The sequence below is a fragment of the Paenibacillus suaedae genome, from assembly GCF_032337355.1.
Taxonomy (GTDB): Bacteria; Bacillota; Bacilli; order Paenibacillales; family Paenibacillaceae; genus Paenibacillus_B; species Paenibacillus_B suaedae.
On record NZ_JAVYAA010000001.1, the window covers coordinates 1,724,079 to 1,745,856 of the forward strand.

General features: G+C 47.8%; 19 protein-coding genes. 10 read left to right on the forward strand and 9 right to left on the reverse strand.

Annotated elements, in window-relative coordinates; all coding sequences use genetic code 11:
• Window positions 1–43 precede the first annotated feature (43 nt).
• The 7 genes from RQP50_RS07740 (at window position 44) to RQP50_RS07770 (ending at window position 7,759) form a co-directional block, all read left to right on the forward strand.
• On the forward strand, window positions 44–607 hold the full coding sequence (locus RQP50_RS07740) for a quinolinate synthase (RefSeq protein WP_315744419.1): 564 nt from the start codon (window positions 44–46) through the stop codon (window positions 605–607).
• Window positions 579–2,099, forward strand: coding sequence for an AAA family ATPase (locus RQP50_RS07745; RefSeq protein WP_021254645.1), 1,521 nt, complete (start codon window positions 579–581; stop codon window positions 2,097–2,099). The genes RQP50_RS07740 and RQP50_RS07745 overlap by 29 nt, the downstream gene beginning before the upstream one ends.
• Before the next feature lie 131 nt (window positions 2,100–2,230).
• The gene (locus RQP50_RS07750; protein ID WP_021254644.1) at window positions 2,231–3,103 is read left to right on the forward strand and encodes a 3-hydroxyacyl-CoA dehydrogenase family protein; all 873 of its coding nucleotides are present in this window, start codon (window positions 2,231–2,233) and stop codon (window positions 3,101–3,103) included.
• The gene (locus RQP50_RS07755; RefSeq protein WP_072727991.1) at window positions 3,100–4,305 is read left to right on the forward strand and encodes an acetate kinase; all 1,206 of its coding nucleotides are present in this window, start codon (window positions 3,100–3,102) and stop codon (window positions 4,303–4,305) included. Before RQP50_RS07750 ends, RQP50_RS07755 begins: the two co-directional genes overlap by 4 nt.
• Window positions 4,306–4,331: 26 nt before the next feature.
• Window positions 4,332–5,627 carry an asparagine--tRNA ligase gene (gene asnS, locus RQP50_RS07760; RefSeq protein WP_315744423.1) on the forward strand — a complete coding sequence of 432 codons (1,296 nt, stop codon included), beginning with the start codon at window positions 4,332–4,334 and terminating at the stop codon, window positions 5,625–5,627.
• Between the two features lie 185 nt (window positions 5,628–5,812).
• A complete protein-coding gene (locus RQP50_RS07765) occupies window positions 5,813–6,493 on the forward strand; it encodes a DnaD domain-containing protein (protein ID WP_072727994.1) in 681 nt (226 codons plus the stop codon).
• Window positions 6,494–6,847: 354 nt separating this feature from the next.
• On the forward strand, window positions 6,848–7,759 hold the full coding sequence (locus RQP50_RS07770) for an O-fucosyltransferase family protein (protein WP_072727996.1): 912 nt from the start codon (window positions 6,848–6,850) through the stop codon (window positions 7,757–7,759).
• Between the two features lie 88 nt (window positions 7,760–7,847).
• Here RQP50_RS07770 and mtnB read toward each other — a convergent pair whose 3' ends face one another.
• From mtnB to RQP50_RS07810, 8 genes are all read right to left on the reverse strand, one after another.
• The gene (gene mtnB / locus RQP50_RS07775) at window positions 7,848–8,492 is read right to left on the reverse strand and encodes a methylthioribulose 1-phosphate dehydratase (protein WP_315744427.1); all 645 of its coding nucleotides are present in this window, start codon (window positions 8,490–8,492) and stop codon (window positions 7,848–7,850) included.
• Window positions 8,493–8,535: 43 nt separating this feature from the next.
• Window positions 8,536–9,213, reverse strand: coding sequence for a 2-hydroxy-3-keto-5-methylthiopentenyl-1-phosphate phosphatase (locus tag RQP50_RS07780; RefSeq protein ID WP_394358369.1), 678 nt, complete (start codon window positions 9,211–9,213; stop codon window positions 8,536–8,538).
• 2 nt (window positions 9,214–9,215) lie between these two features.
• Entirely contained in the window at window positions 9,216–10,445 is a 1,230-nt protein-coding gene (locus RQP50_RS07785) for a 2,3-diketo-5-methylthiopentyl-1-phosphate enolase (protein ID WP_315744431.1), read from the reverse strand.
• Window positions 10,442–11,323 carry a pyrroline-5-carboxylate reductase gene (proC, locus tag RQP50_RS07790; RefSeq protein WP_394358356.1) on the reverse strand — a complete coding sequence of 294 codons (882 nt, stop codon included), beginning with the start codon at window positions 11,321–11,323 and terminating at the stop codon, window positions 10,442–10,444. The genes RQP50_RS07785 and proC overlap by 4 nt, the downstream gene beginning before the upstream one ends.
• A 52-nt stretch (window positions 11,324–11,375) precedes the next feature.
• Entirely contained in the window at window positions 11,376–12,623 is a 1,248-nt protein-coding gene (locus tag RQP50_RS07795) for a glutamate-5-semialdehyde dehydrogenase (protein WP_315744435.1), read from the reverse strand.
• Between the two features lie 15 nt (window positions 12,624–12,638).
• Window positions 12,639–13,748 carry a glutamate 5-kinase gene (proB, locus tag RQP50_RS07800; RefSeq protein WP_072728505.1) on the reverse strand — a complete coding sequence of 370 codons (1,110 nt, stop codon included), beginning with the start codon at window positions 13,746–13,748 and terminating at the stop codon, window positions 12,639–12,641.
• A gap of 635 nt (window positions 13,749–14,383) precedes the next feature.
• The gene (locus RQP50_RS07805; protein WP_315744437.1) at window positions 14,384–15,577 is read right to left on the reverse strand and encodes a pyridoxal phosphate-dependent aminotransferase; all 1,194 of its coding nucleotides are present in this window, start codon (window positions 15,575–15,577) and stop codon (window positions 14,384–14,386) included.
• Window positions 15,578–15,715: 138 nt separating this feature from the next.
• Window positions 15,716–16,219 carry a type IV secretion system protein VirB6 gene (locus tag RQP50_RS07810; protein WP_315744439.1) on the reverse strand — a complete coding sequence of 168 codons (504 nt, stop codon included), beginning with the start codon at window positions 16,217–16,219 and terminating at the stop codon, window positions 15,716–15,718.
• A gap of 176 nt (window positions 16,220–16,395) precedes the next feature.
• Here RQP50_RS07810 and RQP50_RS07815 point away from each other — a divergent pair, with 176 nt between their 5' ends.
• Window positions 16,396–17,253 carry a carbon-nitrogen family hydrolase gene (locus RQP50_RS07815; RefSeq protein WP_028533081.1) on the forward strand — a complete coding sequence of 286 codons (858 nt, stop codon included), beginning with the start codon at window positions 16,396–16,398 and terminating at the stop codon, window positions 17,251–17,253.
• Window positions 17,250–19,190 carry a glycoside hydrolase family 3 protein gene (locus tag RQP50_RS07820; protein ID WP_315744442.1) on the forward strand — a complete coding sequence of 647 codons (1,941 nt, stop codon included), beginning with the start codon at window positions 17,250–17,252 and terminating at the stop codon, window positions 19,188–19,190. Before RQP50_RS07815 ends, RQP50_RS07820 begins: the two co-directional genes overlap by 4 nt.
• A 39-nt stretch (window positions 19,191–19,229) precedes the next feature.
• On the opposite strand, the gene RQP50_RS07825 is transcribed toward RQP50_RS07820, so the two are convergent.
• Entirely contained in the window at window positions 19,230–20,195 is a 966-nt protein-coding gene (locus tag RQP50_RS07825; protein WP_315744444.1) for a LysR family transcriptional regulator, read from the reverse strand.
• Between the two features lie 147 nt (window positions 20,196–20,342).
• Between RQP50_RS07825 and leuC the strand changes: the two genes are divergently transcribed.
• On the forward strand, window positions 20,343–21,767 hold the full coding sequence (leuC, locus tag RQP50_RS07830) for a 3-isopropylmalate dehydratase large subunit (protein ID WP_072728008.1): 1,425 nt from the start codon (window positions 20,343–20,345) through the stop codon (window positions 21,765–21,767).
• Window positions 21,768–21,778: the final 11 nt, after the last annotated feature.

A 21,778-nucleotide genomic window follows, 5' to 3' on the forward strand; every position in this document is an offset into this window, starting at 1 on the left:
TTACTAGGGGTATTGATATATATTTGCAACAGGAGGTTTCAGCATGGCGAAAAAGATTCGAATCATGCCTACTTTGCTCATTATGGTCACGACAGCTGTTGTACTATTTGGAGGTTGGACACTGTATGAACGTAATTTCGTGAAGCAGCCTGTGGAACGAGTATTGAAGCAGCATGCTGAAATTACGCAGTATGATGTTCAATGGTATCCTGATGCGCTGCAAGTGAAGCTGAAGAGCAAGGATGGCACCAATATTAGCAGCCTGATTGAAAGAGTGTCGGACGAGCTGCAACAGAATTCGAGCGGGAAAAAAGTACAATTGGAATACTTGAATGATGAGAGCACGCCGCTTATCGATAAGTTATGGTCACGTGCAATGTTCGACATTGCAGATGCAATGGTACATCAGAAATACAGCGATATTCCTGTTAGGTTGAAGGAACTGCAACAGCAAAATCCAGGTATTCAGATCCAAACTGAAATGGATTCACGATATGTGTATATTCAACTCAAGGATGAGAAAGGAAGCAAGACCGTATTGCTTCCTTTGCAAGCATCGCCTGTGGGGGTATGGCCTAATGAAAAAGCAACGGCAATCCGTTCGTAGTTGGGAATTGGCATTAGGGATCGTAATCCCAGCAATATTATTTGTCAGTTATCTTGGAGTTAATATATGGCCGGTCATCGCGGCAGTTGCCGCGATTAGTGCTCTTCTGCTGTTTGTAAATCGCAGAGGACAAGCTGGCTTGGCGCGTTCGTCAGGGCGTGCGAAGTCAGGCAATAATCAGATTAGTGAAATGAGCTTCGAGCGTATTGGCGGGCAGGATAGAGCCAAGAATGAATTGATTGAAGCTCTTGATTTTCTGGTACGGCCAGATGACATTCGTAAATTCGGGATTCGTCCAATGAAAGGGATATTGTTAACTGGCCCCCCAGGAACGGGGAAAACGTTAATGGCGAAAGCATCTGCTCATTATGCAGACGCGATATTTATTGGTGTGTCAGGCAGTGAGTTTGTTGAGATGTATGTCGGTGTCGGAGCGGGACGTGTACGAGAGCTGTTCAAGGAAGCAAGACAGCGTGCAGAGAAAGAGAAAAAACAAAATGCAGTTATCTTCATTGATGAAATTGATGTGATCGGCGGCAAGCGTGAAGGTGGGCAACAAAAAGAGTATGATCAAACGCTCAACCAGCTGTTGACGGAGATGGATGGACTGTACGCAGATGAGTCACCGCGTATTCTGGTAATGGCGGCCACGAACCGTAAAGAGATGCTGGACAGTGCATTGCTGCGCCCAGGCCGTTTTGATCGTCATATCCAAGTAGATATGCCGGATAAGAAGGGACGCAAGCATATTTTGGAGCTGCATGCTACGAATAAGCCACTGGCGGAAGAAGTAAGTCTGGAGCAAATCGCAGAAGAAACGTTCGGCTTCTCAGGCGCTCAATTAGAGAGCGTCCTGAATGAGGCGGCTATTTATGCAATGCGTCAGGAGCAAGAGGCGATTACGATGGAGCATCTCTCGCTTGCGATTGATAAGACGTTAATGGGAGAGAAGAGTGATCGAGAGACGAATGAGGAAGAACGACGCCGGGTGGCGATTCATGAACTTGGACATGCGATAGCCGCAGAGCTTGTCCGGCCGGGAAGCGTATCTCAAGTTGCGTTAAGCCCTCGCGGCCAAGCATTAGGCTATGTTCGACATCAACCACAGGGAGATCGCTACCTGTATACAAAGCCGTTTCTTGAGGAGCAAATCATCATTGCGCTGGGCGGATCGGTAGCAGAGGAGTTGTTCTACGGCAACCGTAGTACGGGCTCACAGGGGGACTTCGATCAAGCACTCAACATTGTAGAGACGATGGTGAATGCAGGATTGACGGATCTCGGCATTGTACGTTTGAAACATCTCTCACCAGATGTCTTGACAAAAGAAACGCAGACGATTATGGTAGATTTGACCTATCGAACGCGTGAATTGTTGGAACAGCACCGAGATGCTTTTGAGCGATGTTTGCAGCGTCTGTTGGAAGAGGAATTGGTGAACGGAGATACGTTCCGGTGTCTGTTATGTGACAAGAAACAATTACCAGCGTGATTTCACGCTGGTTTTTCTTTTTTGCTCTCATATTCATGATAAGATAAGGTGAGGTACCTATGCACTGATAACGAAACCATCATCTCGGGTACACTATGCAGAGCATAGCAACAGGAAAGGTGGAAGAAACCATGTTTTTCAAAAAGATCGGCGTCATCGGCGGCGGTACAATGGGCCAAGGCATTGCAGAAATGCTTGCTGTCAAAGGCTTGGACGTGCTGTTGGTGGAGCAATCGCCGGAGAAGCTGGATCACGCGTATGAAATGATTGAAACGAGCCTGGATAAGCAGCTTGAAAAATGGGCAATCACACAGGCCGAAAAAAAATTAATTCTTTCGCGCATACATAAAGTGACGCATCTGGCGGAACTAAGTGCATGCGATATGGTAATTGAAACAATATCTGAAGATCTGGAAGCGAAGAAATTGGTCTTCGCTGAACTGGATCGCGTATGTCCAAGCAGCATTATCTTGGCGAGCAACACATCAACACTGTCCTTGACAGAAATGGCAAGCTCAACGAAGTATCCTGAGCGTGTTATTGGCATGCACTTTATTCATCCGGTCTCCAAAGTCGATCTCGTGGAAATTATCCGCGGGTTGAAAACTTCTGACACTACTTTCAATGAAACAAAACGTTTCGTTGAAGAAGTTGTGCAAAAGAAAGGCATCATGGTATATGAGTCGCCAGGCTTTGTGACTTCACGCATGATCTGCCTTCTCATCAATGAGGCATTGCATGAATTGCAAGAAGGCGTCGCTTCTGCAGAAGATATCGACAGCGCGATGAGAATCGGATATAATTTCCAATACGGGCCGCTTGAAATGGCTGACCGTTTCGGCTTGGATTCCATACTTGCAGCGTTGGAGCGCATGTTCCGCGAGTTCGGCGATATTAAATATCGTCCGTCCGTATTGCTGAAAAAAATGGTGCGCGCAGGCCACCTCGGCGTGAAATCGGGCGTCGGATTTTTCAAGTATGATAAGGATGGGGATAGACTATGAAAATACTCGTAATCAATGCAGGCAGCTCCTCACTTAAATATCAGCTGTATGATATGCAGGACGAATCGGTACTGGCAGCAGGCCGTGTAGAACGTATCGGAATGGATTCCTCCATTCTCATTCACGAACCGCATCACACGGATGAAATTACAGAAGTAAGCGAAATTCTTGACCATACGATTGCGATTCGTAAAGTATTGGACAAGCTGACAGATGCTAAGGTTGGCGTAGTTAAGACGATCAATGAGATTGAAGCTGTTGGACACCGTGTCGTTCACGGCGGTGAATCGTTCAGCAATTCCGTATTGGTTGACTCCGAAGTCAAAGCGGAAATCCGTCGTCTGTTCGATTTGGCTCCACTGCATAACCCTGCTCACATGATGGGAATTAAGGCAGTAGAAACGAACTTGCCGGACGTACCGCAAGCAGTTGTATTCGATACTGCTTTCCATCAAACGATGCCTAAGAAGGCATACATGTATGCGATCCCGAAGGTGCTCTATAAGAAGCACAAAGTTCGTCGCTACGGCTTCCACGGGACTTCCCACAACTATGTAAGCCAACGTGCGGCTGAAGTTGTTGGACGCCCGCTCGAAGACTTGAAGATCATTACTTGCCATATCGGTAATGGCGGCAGCTTGACAGCGGTTGAAGGCGGCAAATCGATCGATACTTCGATGGGGATGACTCCGCTTGAAGGCTTGATGATGGGTACGCGCAGCGGTGACTTGGATCCAGCTGTCGTACCATTCACAATGATGAAGGAAGACTTGACGGTCAACGAAGTCAACTCCATGTTGAACAAGCATAGCGGCTTGCTTGCAATCTCTGGCTTGTCCAGCGACATGCGTGAAATTACGGATGCAATGGCTGAGGGCGAACCAAATGCTACTTTGGCATTCGAAATGTATGTATATCGCCTGCGCAAGTACATCGGTTCATATGCTGCAGCGATGGACGGCGTAGATGTGATCGTATTTACGGCAGGTGTGGGTGAGAACTCCATCGTAATCCGTGAAGCAACATGCGAGAAGCTGACGTTCTTGGGCGTTGAAATTGATCCGGAGCTGAATAAGATTCGTTCGAAAGAACCGCGTCTCATTTCGACTCCGAATTCCAAGGTTCAAGTTCTTGTCGTTCCTACGAACGAGGAGCTTATGATTGCACGGGATACTTACCGCCTTGTACAAGAATCGAAATAATTAATGCGTAAGGGAGAGAGCGATCGATGACGACGACTTGTGTCATCCGCGAAGTTAGCCGTCATGTGGGCGAAGAAGTCCGCATGGGGTGCTGGCTGCACAACAAGCGTTCCAGTGGCAAGATTCAATTCCTGCAGCTGCGTGACGGTACTGGATTTATCCAGGGTGTTGTAGTGAAAAGTGAAGTGCCGGAGGAAGTCTGGGAAGCGGCGAAGAGCTTAACACAAGAGAGTTCCTTGTATGTAACCGGGACAGTTCGTGAAGAGCCACGTTCCAAGTCTGGTTTTGAAATGACTGTAACGAATGTGGAAATCATTCAGATTACAGAGAATTATCCAATTACACCGAAGGAACACGGTGTTGATTTCTTGATGGATCACCGTCATTTGTGGCTGCGTGCACCGAAGCAGCATGCCATCTTGACGATCCGTGGAGAAATTATTCGCGCGGTACAGCAATTCTTCGATGAGAAGGGCTTCACACTGGTGGATCCTCCGATCCTGACGCCTTCTTCTTGTGAAGGGACGACAGAGTTGTTCCATACCAAATACTTCGAAGAAGATGCATTCTTGACACAGAGTGGACAGTTGTACATGGAAGCTGCTGCTATGGCACTCGGTAAGGTATACTCGTTCGGACCGACGTTCCGTGCTGAGAAGTCGAAGACACGCCGTCACCTGATCGAGTTCTGGATGATCGAGCCGGAAATGGCGTTCGTCGATCATGAACAGAACCTGAAGGTACAGGAGCAATTCGTATCGCATATCGTACAATCTGTGCTGAAGAACTGCCGTCCAGAGCTGGAGACGCTTGGCCGCGACACTTCCAAGCTGGAGAAATGTGTAGCGCCATTCCCACGCATTACGTATGATGAAGCAATCAAATTCTTGCAAGAGCAAGGATACGATATTCCTTGGGGTGAGGACTTCGGTGCACCGCATGAAACGGCAATCGCTGAGAAGTATGAGACGCCTGTATTCATCACGCATTATCCAACGAACATCAAGGCGTTCTACATGAAACCGGATCCGAACCGTCCAGAAGTTGTTCTGTGTGCGGATATGATCGCTCCAGAAGGTTACGGAGAGATCATTGGTGGATCTCAGCGTATTGATGATCCTGCCTTAATGGAAGAGCGCTTCAATGAGCATGAGCTGTCTCCAGAAGCGTACCAATGGTATATGGATCTGCGCAAATACGGTACAGTTCCACATTCCGGATTTGGACTCGGGTTGGAACGTACAGTAGCTTGGATCTGTGGGTTGGATCATGTCCGTGAGACAATTCCGTTCCCTCGCTTACTGTATCGCTTGTACCCATAAGCATATTGCTTGGATTTACAGTTTATGAAGATCGTCCCGTATCGCAACAGCGATGCGGGGCGTTTTTTTCACTAGTGACAAAGCCCTATTTCTACTGTTTGAAAACGTTGCCAATTTAGTGCTTATCAAATAGCCGTTCGTATGAGACAATAGAGGGGTAGTGAAGGGGAGAGGGGATTTATTGTATGAGTGGAGACGCTTTTCGCACCTTTGCTAAAGGGATGGCGCTAGGCATGCAATCAGGCAGCATCAGTGTGCCGTACCATCTGCTGCGCTGTTATCGACAATTGAAGCTGAACGATACGGAGGCTATGCTGCTCATTCAGCTTATAGGCTTTAAGCAGCAGGAAATGAAGGACTTTCCGACGATTGATGAGCTGCAGGAACGAATGGGAACAGCTCCAGAACTTGTGATCAAATCACTTCAGCGCCTGTTGAAAGATGGCTTTATCAGCATTGATGAGGAGATCGATGCGGCTACGGATATTCAATATGAGCGTTATAATCTGACTGGATTATGGGAGAAAATGGCTGTGATCGTGACGGAAGAGATACGAACGGAACGTCAGCGACTCAGACAATCATCTGCTTTAACGGATTCGGATCAGCCGAATCTGTTCAATATATTCGAGAAGGAATTCGGTCGTCCTCTTTCACCAATGGAATGTGAGACGATAGCTGGGTGGATTGACCAGGATCACTATCCAGAGGAACTGATCTTATTGGCGTTGAAGGAAGCCGTCTTTGCAGGCAAGGTGCACTTCCGTTATGTGGATCGCATCCTGCTGGAATGGAGCCGCAACCGCGTTCGTTCGATTGAAGATGCGAAGGCTTATACACAGAAATTCCGTTCTAGTGGAAGATGAGGTATGAGCTCCTGTAAGTTTGCATGGGAAAATAATTTTGAGGTTGCTGCAGAGAGGCTGTAATGGTGTTTCGGCGGCAATCTCAGATAATAATCTTATTCGGTTCTGGTTCTACGATCATGTATCAATGGACGAACACTGATAGCTTGATATTGACCTTGATATGGAAATGTTTAAAAAATCTCCGCCTTTTACTTCTCATTTGATTTAGCCTCTACATATATTGTTCTTATCTGGATCTTTACCTTTATTTGTTGACTTTCCTTTAGTTATTCGAAACGACGATATATTCAATCTGGAGCTCTCATTCAGCTTATATGTGAGTTTTGTTAGATCGCTATGGAGGAACAACGCATGATTTATTTTCAAAATAGTGCAGAAGGATCAGAAGGACTTTGCAATCAGTTAATGTCCGTTTTTCGTGCTGTTGGTGAAGCACTATATCATGCGAACGAGGGCTCTCCTACAGGAATCCTTTTACAGAATGTTCAAACGAGAACCTCGATTGATTTTGATGTTACTCCGTATTTTCGAAGCATAGCAATCGATTGCTTCGTTGATGTACATGTTTTGCGGAAATTACTGTCAAGTCGACAGATTGATGTGAAACGCGCTGAAGAAGTACAAGCAGAAGTACGTAATCAAGCGGTTATCTGTAAAAGGTACCCGATCCGGCAGATGTCAGAAATCGAAAATAAAAATAGCGGATTGTTCATTGCCAATGCATTTCCTTTCGCTAAGCACATCGTAGAATTATCTAATTTCATTATCGCTTCCATGTCCGAGAAGCATCAGTGGATAGCGGCTCATCTAAGAATTGAAAAAGATTTATTGCTAATTTCCGATATAAAAAGTATGGGCCTAGAACATTATGCGGAAAGTCAGCTTCACTGTATTTATGCTTGTATGGAGGCTAAGCAAAAGGTATCAGCCATATATTTAGCATCCGGTTTATTGGATGAAGAGTATGCAGCGATAGCAAAAGGGATACAGGAAAAAAACGGGGATATTATGATTTATAATAAAAAAATAGTGTTAGAAGGGAGCCCAAATCTGAAGCAGAAATTTGATTCCTTATGTCTAGAGGAACAAGCTTTGGTCGATTGGCTCGTATGTATTCATGCTCCTTATTTTATTGGGCCACATTCCTCATCCTTTTCATATTTAGCGGGCTACATGCGTCATTATCGTGGTTATCAACCAGATACGCTGGATTTATTTCCAACGTATCAACCCTATTGGGATATGTGGTTTCCTTGCATATAGGAGTTGTCATTCCTACACATGAATTTTAAAAGCCCTCTGTCTATTATGACTGAGGGCCTTATCAGTTTTATGGAACAATAGCTAGAATTTATTGATGAAGTGCTTGTTTGCGGTATACATATTCGAACAAAAATTCGAATGCCTCCAGATGACGTTTGGCCTCAAAGGCATTGGCACCCCAAGCATATATACCGTGCTTTCGCAGAAGAATACCCGGAATACGGGGGTCAAGAGACGCTGTAACACAGGGTACGATACGGGGGATATCAGCGTAGTTAGGTACAACAGGGATGTGAATTTTTGCGTCTTCCTCCCAAATATTAAACGCTTTAATTAATTCCACGCCTTCGACGGGTACAGCACCACGATCTCCATATAAATCAGATACGATCGTGTTGAATACCGTATGTACGTGGAAGATGGCACCACATCCAGTGAGTCGATAGATTTCACAATGAATTAAGGTCTCGGCACTAGGTTTGAGATGAGTGGCTTCCGTTGCACGGCCATTCTCATCGACGAACAGGAAATCTTCGGGAGTATGGATCGATTTGTCTTTGCCGCTGGCTGTGATGGCGAATTGGAAGTGTTCTTCCTGGATGTCGCCAACACGAACGGAGAGGTTACCGCTTGTTCCTGGGAACCAGTGGCGGCTGGCAAATTGCTCTTTGATTGTTCGCAGCTCGGCAAGTGCCCACTGCTTCTGCTCTAAAGTGAGCGTATGCGTATTCATTCTATAGGTTGGCTCCCTTCACTTATCCACTTCCTCAGCCGATCTACGGATGAGTTATATGTGTATTGGAATGACTCAAATGTTCAATAATATCATAAAACGTCTGGAACGGCGCATATGGAAGCTGAAGCTCATCGCATCGTTCGATTAATTGAGCTCTGGCAAACACGAAATCAGCTAATTTGGCTGCAGTAAAATCAGTGACGCTGTCGCCAATGACAATACGCTCATACTGATCCTTAGGGAAGCGGCGCACGATAGTTGTTTTGCACATCCCGCAATCATTCGTACATGGCGGCTGACAATAATGCGGCCATGTAATCTGAATCTTATCACCACGAAAGTCACTGCCATTGCAATAGATGTTGTCGGCAGGTATTTGATAAGGCTTCAGCAGCGGATACACGAAGAAATCGATGCCGCCGCTTGTAATATATAATTCGATCCCTTCTGCTTGGCAGAACTGAACAAATTGCTCGAAACCAGGGCGAATACGTGCCTGTGTTACGGCGTATTGAATAACCTCTTCTTGCAATGAAGAAGGGAGCAGGGCGAACATTTCACCGACCCCTTGACGAATCGACTTGCGTTCATGGATGACGTCCTGCACGATTTTGTCCCATCCAGGCGGCTTGAAATATCTAATAATCGACACGATGTTATCATTTTCAGTTATCGTTCCGTCGAAATCACAAAAGATAACTCGAAGCTTCTTCTCGATGCTCACTTCTTCACACCCCACAATCCAATTGCGGCAGCCAATGGTTCAGAAATAGCAGCTCGTGCTTCTAAGGTGTCACCCTTCAAGATGGCATCAATGGCATCGACAAACGCATGCCCGCCTGAAGCTGTTCCCATTGGATGGCCGTGAATACCGCCTCCTGCATTGACGACAACATCGTTGCCAAAATCTTGAATAATAAACGGAACCAAGCCAGGATGTATACCCGCGGAAGGCACAGGGAAGCTTCTCTTATGTATCGCTCCAAATGAATTATTCACACTGGTAAGAGCGTGACGGATCCCTTGCGTCTCTTCTTTCGGCATTGTGACCGAACCATATGGGGAAGGGAAGAGTACGAGATCAGCACCAGCTAATCGCATGAGTTTGCCAAGCAGAAGTGGGGCGGCAATTCCATGCTCCCTCGCTGGGTAGTAGGCACCGGCAAGTGCAGGATGAGCGGCGATTGGAACTGTAATATCAGGATCTTGGCTCAATCCATGCAGGACGTCGTACCCGTAGCTTAATACGTTGAAGAGCAAGGCATTTGCTCCAGCTTCGATTGCACGGAGTGCTTGTTCACGAAGGGAGAACGTAGACCCTGTTAAGTTTACGGCATACAGCAATTTCTTGCCCGTCACTTGTTCGGCACGAGCGGCAGCTTCCATACACGCGCGGACACGCATGTCGATCGGTGTGAGGGGATTTTCAAATAAAATCTCGTCATCCTTGATCAAATCAACTCCGCCAAGTGCTTGCTGGTAGAACTGCTCCTTCAAAGCTGCTAGATCATGACCGATGACAGACTTGAAAATGCTCATTAACAGTGGGCGGTCATGGACGCCTAGCAGTTCGCGAACTCCATCGATTCCATACTTAGGTCCTTGAAATGAAGCTGTAAATGCATCGGAAAAATCAATATCCAGAAGTTTAATCCGACCATCCATGGACAGCTTGCCGAAGGCCGTAACGAGCAGGGCAGGAATGTCAGGGCTAAAGTTAATGTCCGGATAAGCAATTGCAATATCCGCGTAGCGTTCCCCAAGGACATCTGATGGATGTTCCTCAATCGAGATTACCTTGCCGAGATGCTTCGACATCTCGGCCTTTCTCGCCTCAGGGAGCTCGGTCCAGCTCCCGACCGTCAATCCAACGGCAATTCCTTCGGCCTTCTTATGAAAGTCTGCACGATCATCGAACAGCCGATAGGTGGCGACGCAGTGATCTTTCATTCGATTTCCCTCCCAATTTGGTGTTCCATTTCCTGAGATCGTTCTGCAGCGCGGTGCACAGCAGAAACGATGGTTCTGCCTACATGATGGGTATTCATGACGTCTATTGCAGCTTGTGTCGTGCCGCCAGGGGAGGTCACCTTGCGGCGCAGCTCAGCAGGTTCTTCCTGTGTTAGCCGTACCATTTCAGCCGCACCTAGAACAGTCTGGACGGTTAAATCCCGCGCATCCTCTTTTGTAAGTCCCCCATCTACAGCTGCTTGTATCATCGCTTCCATGACGTAGTACAAATAAGCAGGGCCGCTGCCAGATAATCCGGTCACGATATTCATGTGCTGCTCTTCAACTTCAACTGCGATGCCGACTGCTTCGAACATCGCCATCGCGATGGCGCGCTGTGTGTCATTGACCGCATCCGAACAGCAGATTGCAGTCGCACCGAGACCAATCGTGCTCGATGTGTTCGGCATGGTTCGAACAGCGGCAACTGGACCAAGAATATGCTCAATGGCATGAAGCGATAGACCAGCAATCACAGAAATGATAAGCGTTCCGGAGCGGAGAAGCGGCTTCAACTCATGAAGTGCTCCTGCGGCATCCTTCGGCTTCATGCACAATACAATGACATCTGCTTCCTGCAAGAGCTGCTGTTTGCCTTCTGATGAGAGCTCTATCGTGACGCCATACTTTCGCTGCAACTGCAGAAGCCGTTCGTTATTGCTGCGATTGATCATGGAGATTTGCGAAGGCTCAGTCAGCTGCTTCGCAAGTACTCCTCTAACGATCGCTTCGGCAATAGACCCTGCACCGAAAATACTAAAGTGAAGAGACCGGAATGTGTCCTTCTCTTGTGTTTTTATTTCATTCATGATGTCCATTCCTCTCCCTTCTTGCCAACACTTAAATGGAAAATAGCACTGGCGTGCGATGTTACTCGCGAATTTGGCCTTTGCCATATATCCGATACTTCGTGGACGTTAGGGCAGGTAGGCCCATTGGACCTCTTGCGTGTAGTTTCTGTGTGCTAATGCCGATCTCAGCACCAAATCCGAATTCAAACCCATCTGTGAACCGCGTTGATGCATTATGGTAGACAGCAGCAGCATCAACTTCCCTTAAGAAACGGCTGGCACGGTCTTTGTTCTCGGTCACGATACATTCGGAGTGCTTCGTGCCATAGTGAGCGATATGCTCAAGTGCTTCATCAAGCGAGTCAATGACGCGCACGTTCAGTACATAGTCGTTATATTCTGTTACATAATCTTGTTCGGATGCTTTCTTAGCCCATGGCGCATAGGCGATTGTTCGCTCGCAGCCGCGCAGTTCAACACGATGTGTGTCAAATCCTTCAAGCAATCCTGTCAGATGGCGCTCAGCAAACTGCTCGTGTACGAGCAGAGTCTCCATAGAGTTGCATACGGAAGGGCGCTGCACTTTCGCGTTGAATGCAATTGCTTCGGCCATCTCCGGATCAGCGGACTGGTCAATATAGGTGTGACAAATTCCTGCCCCGGTCTCGATAACGGGTACAGTTGCATTTTGAACGACATTCTGAATGAGCGATGCGCCACCGCGCGGAATGACGACATCCAGCAAGCCGTTACATTTCAACATCTCGTCAACAGAAGCACGATCCGCATCTTCGATTAGCTGCAAGGCTTCAACTGGAACAGAAGTGAGCTTCAGCGCTTCATGCAGCACAGCGACAATGCGCTTGTTAGATTCCAGCGCAGAAGAGCCTCCGCGCAGTACGACCGCATTGCCTGTCTTAAGACACAGGCCAGCCGCATCCACGGTGACATTCGGACGCGCTTCATAGATCATGCCAATTACACCTAGTGGCACACGGATTTTCTCAATATGCAAGCCGTTGGGACGGTCAATTTTCTCAAGAACATCTCCAACAGGATCTGTCAGTTCGGCGATCTGGCGCAATCCTTCTGCCATATCTTCAATTCTTGCCTCATTTAGTGCAAGGCGATCCAATAGAGAATCTGATGTTCCCTGCTGCTTCCCTCGTTCTAGATCTTTTGCGTTTGCTTCAATAATCGAATCTGCATGTTGGACAAGCAGATCCGCCATTCTCAATAATGCTTCATTCTTCTGATCGGTTGTCAGTCGGTTCATGACTGCGGCTGCTTCTTTCGCTAACGTAGCCTTGGAAAGTACTTCACTCATCGTACATGCCTCCCTCTATGATCGTAGTGTGACCCATTCATCTCGATGTATCACTTCAATGCGCGGAACCTCGATGCGATTGAGAACCTCATCCGTAGACCAGCCCGCTGCAATCTTTAATTGATCGGCTTCGTAATTGACGATGCCTCTGCCAATCACACGTCCGTCCTCACCAGACACCTCAACCACATCTCCAGGGTGGAAGTCGCCTTCGACTCCTCGAATACCAGCAGGCAGCAGACTTGATCCTCGTGATATCAATGCCCGTTCAGCGCCTTCATCGACAATAATTTGTCCATGTGGGGTAGAGTGGAAGCCAAGCCATTGCTTCTTCATCGGCAATGCGTGCAGGTGAGTATCGAAATAGGTACCCTTGCCAATACCGTCCACAGCAAGGAGCAAATCACCTGGCTCATTGACTCGGCCAACAAAGGCAGGCACACCACCCCGCATGGCGATACGTGCTGCATCTAGCTTCGAACGCATGCCGCCCGTACCGACAGATGAGCCGGCTCCTCCAGCATATGCGTAAATTTCCTCGTTAATTTCCTCGACTCTGTCGAACCGCTTCGCATTCGGATTGGAACGGGGATCTGCCGTATACAACCCGTCCGTATCCGTAATAATCACTAGCCGATCAGCATGAACAAGATTCGCAACCAGTGCTGAGAGCGTATCGTTATCACCAAACTTGAGTTCCTCAACGGATACGGTGTCATTCTCATTAATAATAGGGACGACACGCTGCTTCAGCAGTTCCTCCATTGTCATCTGGGCATTATGGCCGCGCTTGCGATTGGCGAAGTCTGGCCGAGTTAACAGCAGCTGTGCTGAAGGAATGCTGTACTTCTGGAATTGTTCTTGGTAGGCCTGCATTAGCAGCGCCTGACCGACTGCAGCAGCAGCCTGCTTCTCATGGAGAAGCTTCGGACGAGTCATATATCCAATATGTCGAAATCCGGCTGCAACGGCACCTGAGGTGACGAGCACGACATGTGCACCACGTTCCATAAGAGAGACGAGCTCGCGTACGTAGAATTCAATATGTTCTCGATTTAAGCCACCATGCTCAGAGGTAAGCGAGCTGCTTCCAATTTTCACTACAATTCGTTGACACTGTTCCATCATTCATTCACTTCCTGATTCTTTGACTCTCATGAGTATAAGTATCATACATCTCACGATTTGCCGGTGCCAGATTGTAATACGATGATGTGAATGGATCAAGGGAATGCCGAACAGTGATGTCGCGAAAACGGATTATGGGTATAAAAAAAGACCCTCGTCCTCTAAAGGACGAAAGTCACACTTCCGCGGTACCACCTTCATTGAGGGTTCCTAGAGCATATACCTGAACTGCGTTGATCGCAGATTCATGATCATGCAGAAACCATCCCACTTGATCGCCTATAACGGAGGCAGCCGTTCAGCTTCACGCGTAACGCTTATGCTGACCGCTCAAGGATAGGTTCTGTAATGGCTCTGCGGCGGATGCTTGCAGCCTATGGCATTCCGCTCTCTGAACGCGACCTTCATTACGTACTGGTCCTGTCATCACGATAAGGGTATTCACTCTGGCACCCGCTGCTCCATGAGAGCAATGAGTGTATTACGAATAGAATACCATGTGATTCCAATGGAGTAAAGAAGGCGAATCCTGTATAAAGGCAGGTGACAGAAGATTCCTTTAGTTAGAAACACAATGAAATTGTTGATAAGCCCGATTATAAACCGAGACAGCATCATTGCACTGATCTAGCTTAGAATAGCGATAGTCTTCCAATTCGCTCGGCAGCTTCGCATAATCGCGCCTCTGGCGCGAGCAGTCCGACCCGGACGTAGCCCTCTCCATGCTTACCAAATCCGATGCCTGGCGCGGTGACAACATTGGCACGCTCCAGTAATAAATCTGCGAATTGGGCAGAGTTGAAATTTTTAGGCACTGGGAGCCAGGCGAAGAAGGATCCTGCCGATGGAACGGCCTCCCAGCCAATGCGATGAAGCTCCTTGAAGAATACATTCCTGCGCTGTTCATATGTCGCACACAGTTCATGAACTGTGTGCTGCGAACCGGTCAATGCGGCGGCAGCGGCAGCCTGAACAGCACCGAACAGGCTAACATACATGTGATCCTGCATCAGATTGATAAAGCGGATAAGTTCTTTATTGCCAACAGCAAATGCAACTCGCCACCCGGCCATGTTGTAAGTCTTGGACATCGTGTAGAATTCGATACCGACTTCCTTCGCGCCAGGCGTCTGTAGGAAGCTCACAGGCCGTTTTCCGTCAAATCCAATCGATCCATATGCGAAATCACTGGCAACGACGATATTATGCTTCGCTGCAAATTGCACGGTGTCCGCATAGAAATCAGAACTTGCAGTCGCTGCCGTTGGATTGTTCGGATAGTTCAGGAACATTAGCTTAGCCCGTTCTAGCTGCTGCTTCGTAATCCGTTCATAATCTGGAAGGAATTGATTTTCTTCCAACAATGGCATCATGACCATGTCAGCACCAGCAAGGGCAACGCCAGACCAATAATCAGGATAGCCTGGATCTGGAACGAGGCAGACGTCGCCTGCGTTAAGCAGAATTTGACTGATTTCAACGAGTCCCGTCTTGCCTCCGAATAATACGGCTACTTCTGTATCGGGATCGAGATCCACATTATAGTCTTCCTTATACCGCTTGGCTATCGCTTCCTTCAAGTAGCGATGTCCACTGAATGGAGGGTATTTATGATTGATTGGGTCAGTTGCTGCTTCCTGCAGCGCAGTCACAATATGAGGAGCAGTTGGCAAGTCAGGATTGCCCTGACCAAGATTGATGACATCATGACCGTCAGCGATGCGAGCGTTCGTCCGCTGCACAAGCTGGGCAAAGAATTGCTTCGGAAGCCGGTTCATGCGTGCGGCCGGCTTGATCGAGATAGAACGGTATGTTTCTTCTAACATGTCTTATCCACTCCAGCACCCGGATTCGTTATCGGTTATCAAAATAATAACGATAATTTAGCATGTTTCCACTGAAGTGTATACCCTTTTTTTTCATCGATTTCCGTAGCTTACATACGGTTTTTCTTTAAATACAACTTATCCGCTCGATTTTTCAGCCTTTCCTGTCGGTTCTGTTGTCAATAGCTGCTGCATAAATGGTTTGACATCTAAATTTATTCGCAGCAAATAGGGCTTGCGTTCCTTCGAGAATACGAGCAGCAGCGGATCTTTATCTGGGCAATAGATAAGAAATACGTCTTTTATCTGCACCGTCTCTCTTGGAAGAACCACATCAGCCACTGATGTTAATGGGATACGTACGATATATCCACATTGATGCCCAATCGTGAGCTGAGGGGACAGTCCGGTTATCGACTTGAGCCAAGAAGCAGCGACTGCTTGGAACTCCTTGCTGTTAGGGAACGTCTTCACAATCCGTTGTGCCTTAATATCGAACAGTTGGATCGGAGGACTTGCAGCCGAATCGCTGCCTTCACTCGGTGCCCATGCGGATACAGAATTCGTCTTCAGTGTACTTGTGCTGCATACAAGTAAGAGAGCAATAGCTACGACCCATTTGACCATACAACGATTGCGCATGCTACTTTTCATCCTTTCGAGACCGCGGTGGGTGATTATTCGTTGTTTATTTTTGATTCCGCTTGCTTCCTTAACGTACCCATCTTGACTCCAATCCATGAAAAGGTATGATGGATGGTAGAAAGTGCTACCGAAGAACAAATGCATGCTGAAAGCCGAGAGAAGGAGTGTATACGATGGAACAATTATGGAATGTGTGTGCGATTCAAATGGATGTTGCAATCGGCGAACCGGACAAAAATATGGAGAACGTTATTCAATGGATCGGCAAAGCAATGGAGAGAGATTCGAAGCCGGACGTCATTGTGCTTCCAGAAATGTGGAATACAGGTTATGCACTTGAGCGGATTCACGAAATAGCAGATGTAAATGGACAGCAGACGAAGCAAATGCTCACGATGCTTGCTGCACGATATGGTGTAAACATTGTAGGTGGTTCCGTATCGGTTCGTGAAGGCGACCAGATCTACAACAGGGTGTATGCAGCAAATCGTAATGGCGACATTGTTGGCGCCTATGACAAGGTTCATTTGTTCCAGTTGATGGATGAACATGTTTATTTATCTTCCGGAAATGCGCTCGGGACGTTTACCCTAGATGGTGTGAAGTGTGGAGTTATTATTTGTTATGATCTCCGTTTCCCGGAATGGACCCGAACAATGGCGCTCCAAGGTACAGAAGTTCTATTTGTTCCAGCTGAGTGGCCGCATCCACGGCTTCATCATTGGAAGACGCTGTTGACTGCGAGAGCCATTGAAAATCAAATGTATGTGGTAGCCTGCAATCGAGTCGGTACGAGCAAGGGGGCTTCCGGACAAGAGACAGCTTTCTTCGGACATTCGGCAATTATTGATCCATGGGGGGATACACTTGCTTCATCAGGGGAACAGGAGGCATTTGTGCAGGCACCGATCTCTCTGTCGCTCGTACAGGAGGTGCGGGGGCGAATTCCTGTGTTCGCTGATCGTAGAGAATCGCTTTATCAATCTGCTACGGCTTCCTATGGTTCTGCTCCATTGCTTGATCGTGTATGATGTCGAGAAAAGAGCGGCATAAGCGGGCAGACACATCTCGTAAACGTCGCCAATCACGTCTTCTTTTTCTCATTATTGGATGTACAATAGGTGTGCTCCTTCTAGTCTGGTCTGGATATGGCGCTCATGTGGTAGATTGGGTGCTGGGTATAGATGGTGATGGTAGAGTCCTTCATCAAAACGGTTCGGATTCTTCATTTGACCAGAAAATTGTAAACGGCTCTGCAGAAGACAACATACAAGTGGAAAAATGGCTGCAAGCACTCACCTTAGACGAGAAAATTGGCCAAATGTTTTTGGTTCACTTATCTGCGCTTACTGCTGAGAAGCCTAACCAAGCGCTGTCGAATATCCTTCATGAACTGGCTCCTGGAGGCGTTATTTTATTCAAAGATGACATCAAGACTGTGGGGCAAACGGTTGAAGACAATGTCCAAATGCTCCGATCATCCCGTATCCCACTCTGGATTGGCGTAGATCAGGAGGGGGGAGTAGTAAATCGTATCCTGTTCACTGGCGATTGGAATGGAAATATGGCGATTGCTGCGACTGGACAACCCCAGCTTGCGAAGGAAACGGCTATTGAAACGGGCAACCTCATGCAGTTGCTCTCCTTCAACCTAAATTTTGCCCCTGTTGCTGATGTAAATGATGATCCGTACAATCCCGTCATCGGACTTCGCTCATTTGGCTCTGAGCCTAAACAGGTGTCTGCGTACGTACGCGCCTATGTACAGGGAGCACATTATAGCGGCATGCCCGCCATTGTGAAACACTTCCCTGGGCACGGCTCGACACGTACTGATTCGCATGTGGGACTACCTCAGTTGACTCATGACTTGAAGCGGTTCGAGCAAGTAGAATGGTTGCCCTTCAAGGCAGCCATTGAAGAAGGAGTGGATATGGTTTTGTCCGCTCACATTCAGGTTCCTCAACTTGAGCCGAAGACAACCTCCTCTCAAAAAGATGGCTCACTCATCACGATTCCAGCTACACTATCTTCCCGTGTCCTTACAGATATTTTGCGTGATCAATTGCATTTTCAGGGGGTCATTATTACGGATGCATTGAATATGAAGGCGATTGCGGATCATTTTGGTTCGGATGAAGCTGCTGTAATGTCCATCCAAGCAGGTGCAGATGTGCTCTTGATGCCCCCTAAGCCGCATCAGGCAATAGCTGCGATTCATAAAGCGATAGAAGAGGGGACATTGACCGAGCAGCGCATTGATGAGAGTGTGCGTCGCATCTTGCACTTAAAGTTGAAGTATAAGGTGACAAATGCAAAGCAGGCTTCTCAATTAAATGTGGAACAAGCGATTGGGAAAGCCCAATCATTTATTGCTTCCAATCAGGCTCAGGGATTAATGAAACGCATAGCGGAACAGGCTGTTACACGTTGGGGGACAGATTCTATTGCTAATCAGCCCAGTGAGCTGATTACATCCAATATGAACCAAGTACTTCTGGTCGGTCATGATAGCGCCAGCTTGGAAGCAATGCAGCGTGCATTAGTAGCTGAGGTGAAGGGAAGACGAGATGTTGGGGCGGAGGAGAAGGAAGCTCATGCAGCAGCTAATCGCAACAAGGTGCGTTCGGCTGAGACAGACGTTCGAGTGAGTAAGCTTGAAGATACAGGATTGACCGATGCAATCAGAGCCGCAGATGCCGTCGTTATCGTGACGAACGATGTATACCGACAGCCTCGTAGAATCAAACTGCTTGAAAAGCTGGTAGCTCAGCTTGAACAAATAGAGAAGCCTGTTGCAGTCGTTGCAGCAGGACTTCCCTATGATGCTCAGGCTTTGTCTAACATACCAATCGGCTATGCGATTTATGGGCTGACGGATAGCAATGTGCGGGCTGCAGCACGAGTATTGCTTGGACGCGCTGCTGCATTAGGTCAATTCCCTGTTGCGGTTGCAGGATTGCCATAATGCGAATCGATGAGCTGATTCGTACATAGAGATACGATCTCATTCAGACTTCTTAGGTTGATTCATCATTCCTCCGGCGCGAACTCGCGAGCCGAAGCGGGCTGTGATCGTATCTTGCAGTGTCTGCATGAAGGCTTCTGCCGCATGGGACATATAGCGGCCTTCACGATACGCGATAACAAGCGTACGGGAAGGTCTTCCTGTCAGCGGAAGATATAACGGAACAAATTCGCTTCGAGGAGCAGTCGCAATAAATGAAGGAACTAAGGCAACCCCCATACCAGCTGCTACGAGAGACTGGACGGTCTCAATGTTCGTGCTCTCGAATACGACATTCGGGGTAAAACCGGCTTCCTGGCACAATTGTACGGTAATTTGCCGGAATCCTTGACCACGCTTCAAGAGAATGAAGGGCTCGTCTCGGAGGTCTGATAAGGACACCGGACTTGGCTCAGAACATTTGCAATGCTGCTTGGCAAGAGAATGCTGAGGGGGGATTGCCAGCAGAATCTCCTCTTCCACGACAGGTCGATAGGTAAGAGAATCATCCGTTAAGGGCAGAGATAGCAGGCATAGATCATTCTTGCCTTGGGCCGTCATTCGCTCCAGGTTGGACGTCGAAGTATCCTCTACGAGTACCAGATCGATGGCTGGATAGCGTTCATGGAATTGAGGAAGGACATGGGGGAGGATATGGGATCCCGTAATCGGCATTGTCCCGATAACCACCTTTCCTCTCTTCGTCTGGCTGATATCGGCCATTTCGTTCTTCAACTGTTCCATCGCATCGAGCATCTTCTGCGCGCGGTCGACGAATACCTCTCCTGCATGTGTGAGTTCCACTGAATTGGTCGTTCGTTGAAATAAGAGGACGCCAATTTCCTTCTCTAGCTTCGACAACTGCTGGCTTAATGAAGGCTGTGCGATGTGCAGCTTCTCAGCAGCCCGGGAGAAGTTCCTCTCCTGTGCAATTTGGACGGCATAGAGCAGCTGTCTAAATTCCATGTCCGTTCATCCTTTCTCTGTATAACTTATAGGTTAAACCTATTGTAATTATAGATATTATATCTTGGATCAATGAAGAAAGAAATGCTATATTTGGTGGCAAGAGAAATAGAGAGAGAAGCGTAAAATCGCGGAGAGGTGAAGGAAATGACGATAAAGAAGACCATGTACGAGAAGATTTGGGATCGGCACGTCATCGTGCAAGAAGAAGGCAAACCAAGCATTTTATACATTGATTTGCATTTGGTGCACGAGGTAACATCCCCGCAAGCTTTTGAAGGATTGCGCTTGAGCGGCCGCAAGGTAAGACGTCCGGATCTTACATTTGCAACAATGGATCATAATGTACCGACGAAGGATCGGTTCAACATAACAGATCCAATCTCGAAGCAGCAGATCGATACATTATCACAGAACTGTGCAGACTTTGGTGTTACGCTGTTCGACCTGGACAGCATTGATCAAGGCGTGGTGCACGTTATGGGGCCTGAGCTTGGTCTTACTCATCCAGGGAAGACAATTGTCTGTGGGGACAGCCATACGTCGACGCACGGTGCATTCGGCGCCCTTGCGTTCGGAATTGGCACAAGCGAAGTTGAGCATGTCATGGCTACACAATGCTTGCAGCAAGCGAAGTCGAAGACGATGGAAGTGCGCTTCGTTGGCAAGCGCAAGCCAGGCGTTACTGCGAAGGATATGATCTTGGGCTTCATTGCGCAGAACGGCACTGATTTTGCAACTGGGTATGTCATTGAATACACAGGCGAATCCATCCGCGAATTGACGATGGAAGAGAGAATGACTGTATGCAATATGTCCATTGAAGCGGGTGCACGTGCTGGTCTAATCGCACCAGACGAGACAACATTCCAATACTTGCGTGATCGTCAGTATGTGCCTCAAGGCGAAGCTTTCGATGCTGCTGTTGCAGAGTGGAAGAGCTATGTAACCGATGAGGGCGCTGCTTATGATGTTGTTGTTGAAGTGGATATGGATCAGCTTATCCCACAGGTGACTTGGGGAACGAGCCCAGGTATGGGTACCGATATTACGTCGAATGTACCGAACCCTGCTGATTTTACAACCGAAAATGAACGTAAAGCTGCTGAGAAAGCACTTGAATATATGGATCTGACACCTGGTACGCCGATGACTGAAATTGCTGTCGACTATGTATTTATCGGCTCATGTACAAATGGCCGTATCGAGGATTTGCGTGCAGCGGCTGAGATAGCTAGAGGCTACAAGGTGAGCGATAAGGTAACGGCTATCGTTGTTCCAGGCTCTGGTCGGGTTAAGCTTCAGGCGGAGAAAGAAGGCTTGGATCAAGTATTCGTGGAAGCGGGCTTCGAATGGCGTGATGCTGGATGCAGTATGTGCCTTGCCATGAACCCGGATGTGCTCCAGCCAGGACAACGATGTGCTTCGACTTCCAACCGTAACTTCGAAGGACGTCAAGGCCGCGGTGGACGTACGCATTTGGTATCGCCAGCAATGGCAGCAGCAGCGGCAATCAAGGGTCATTTCGTTGATGTGCGCAACTGGGAAATCAAAGCGGAAGTATTGAACTAAGGGAGGAACGA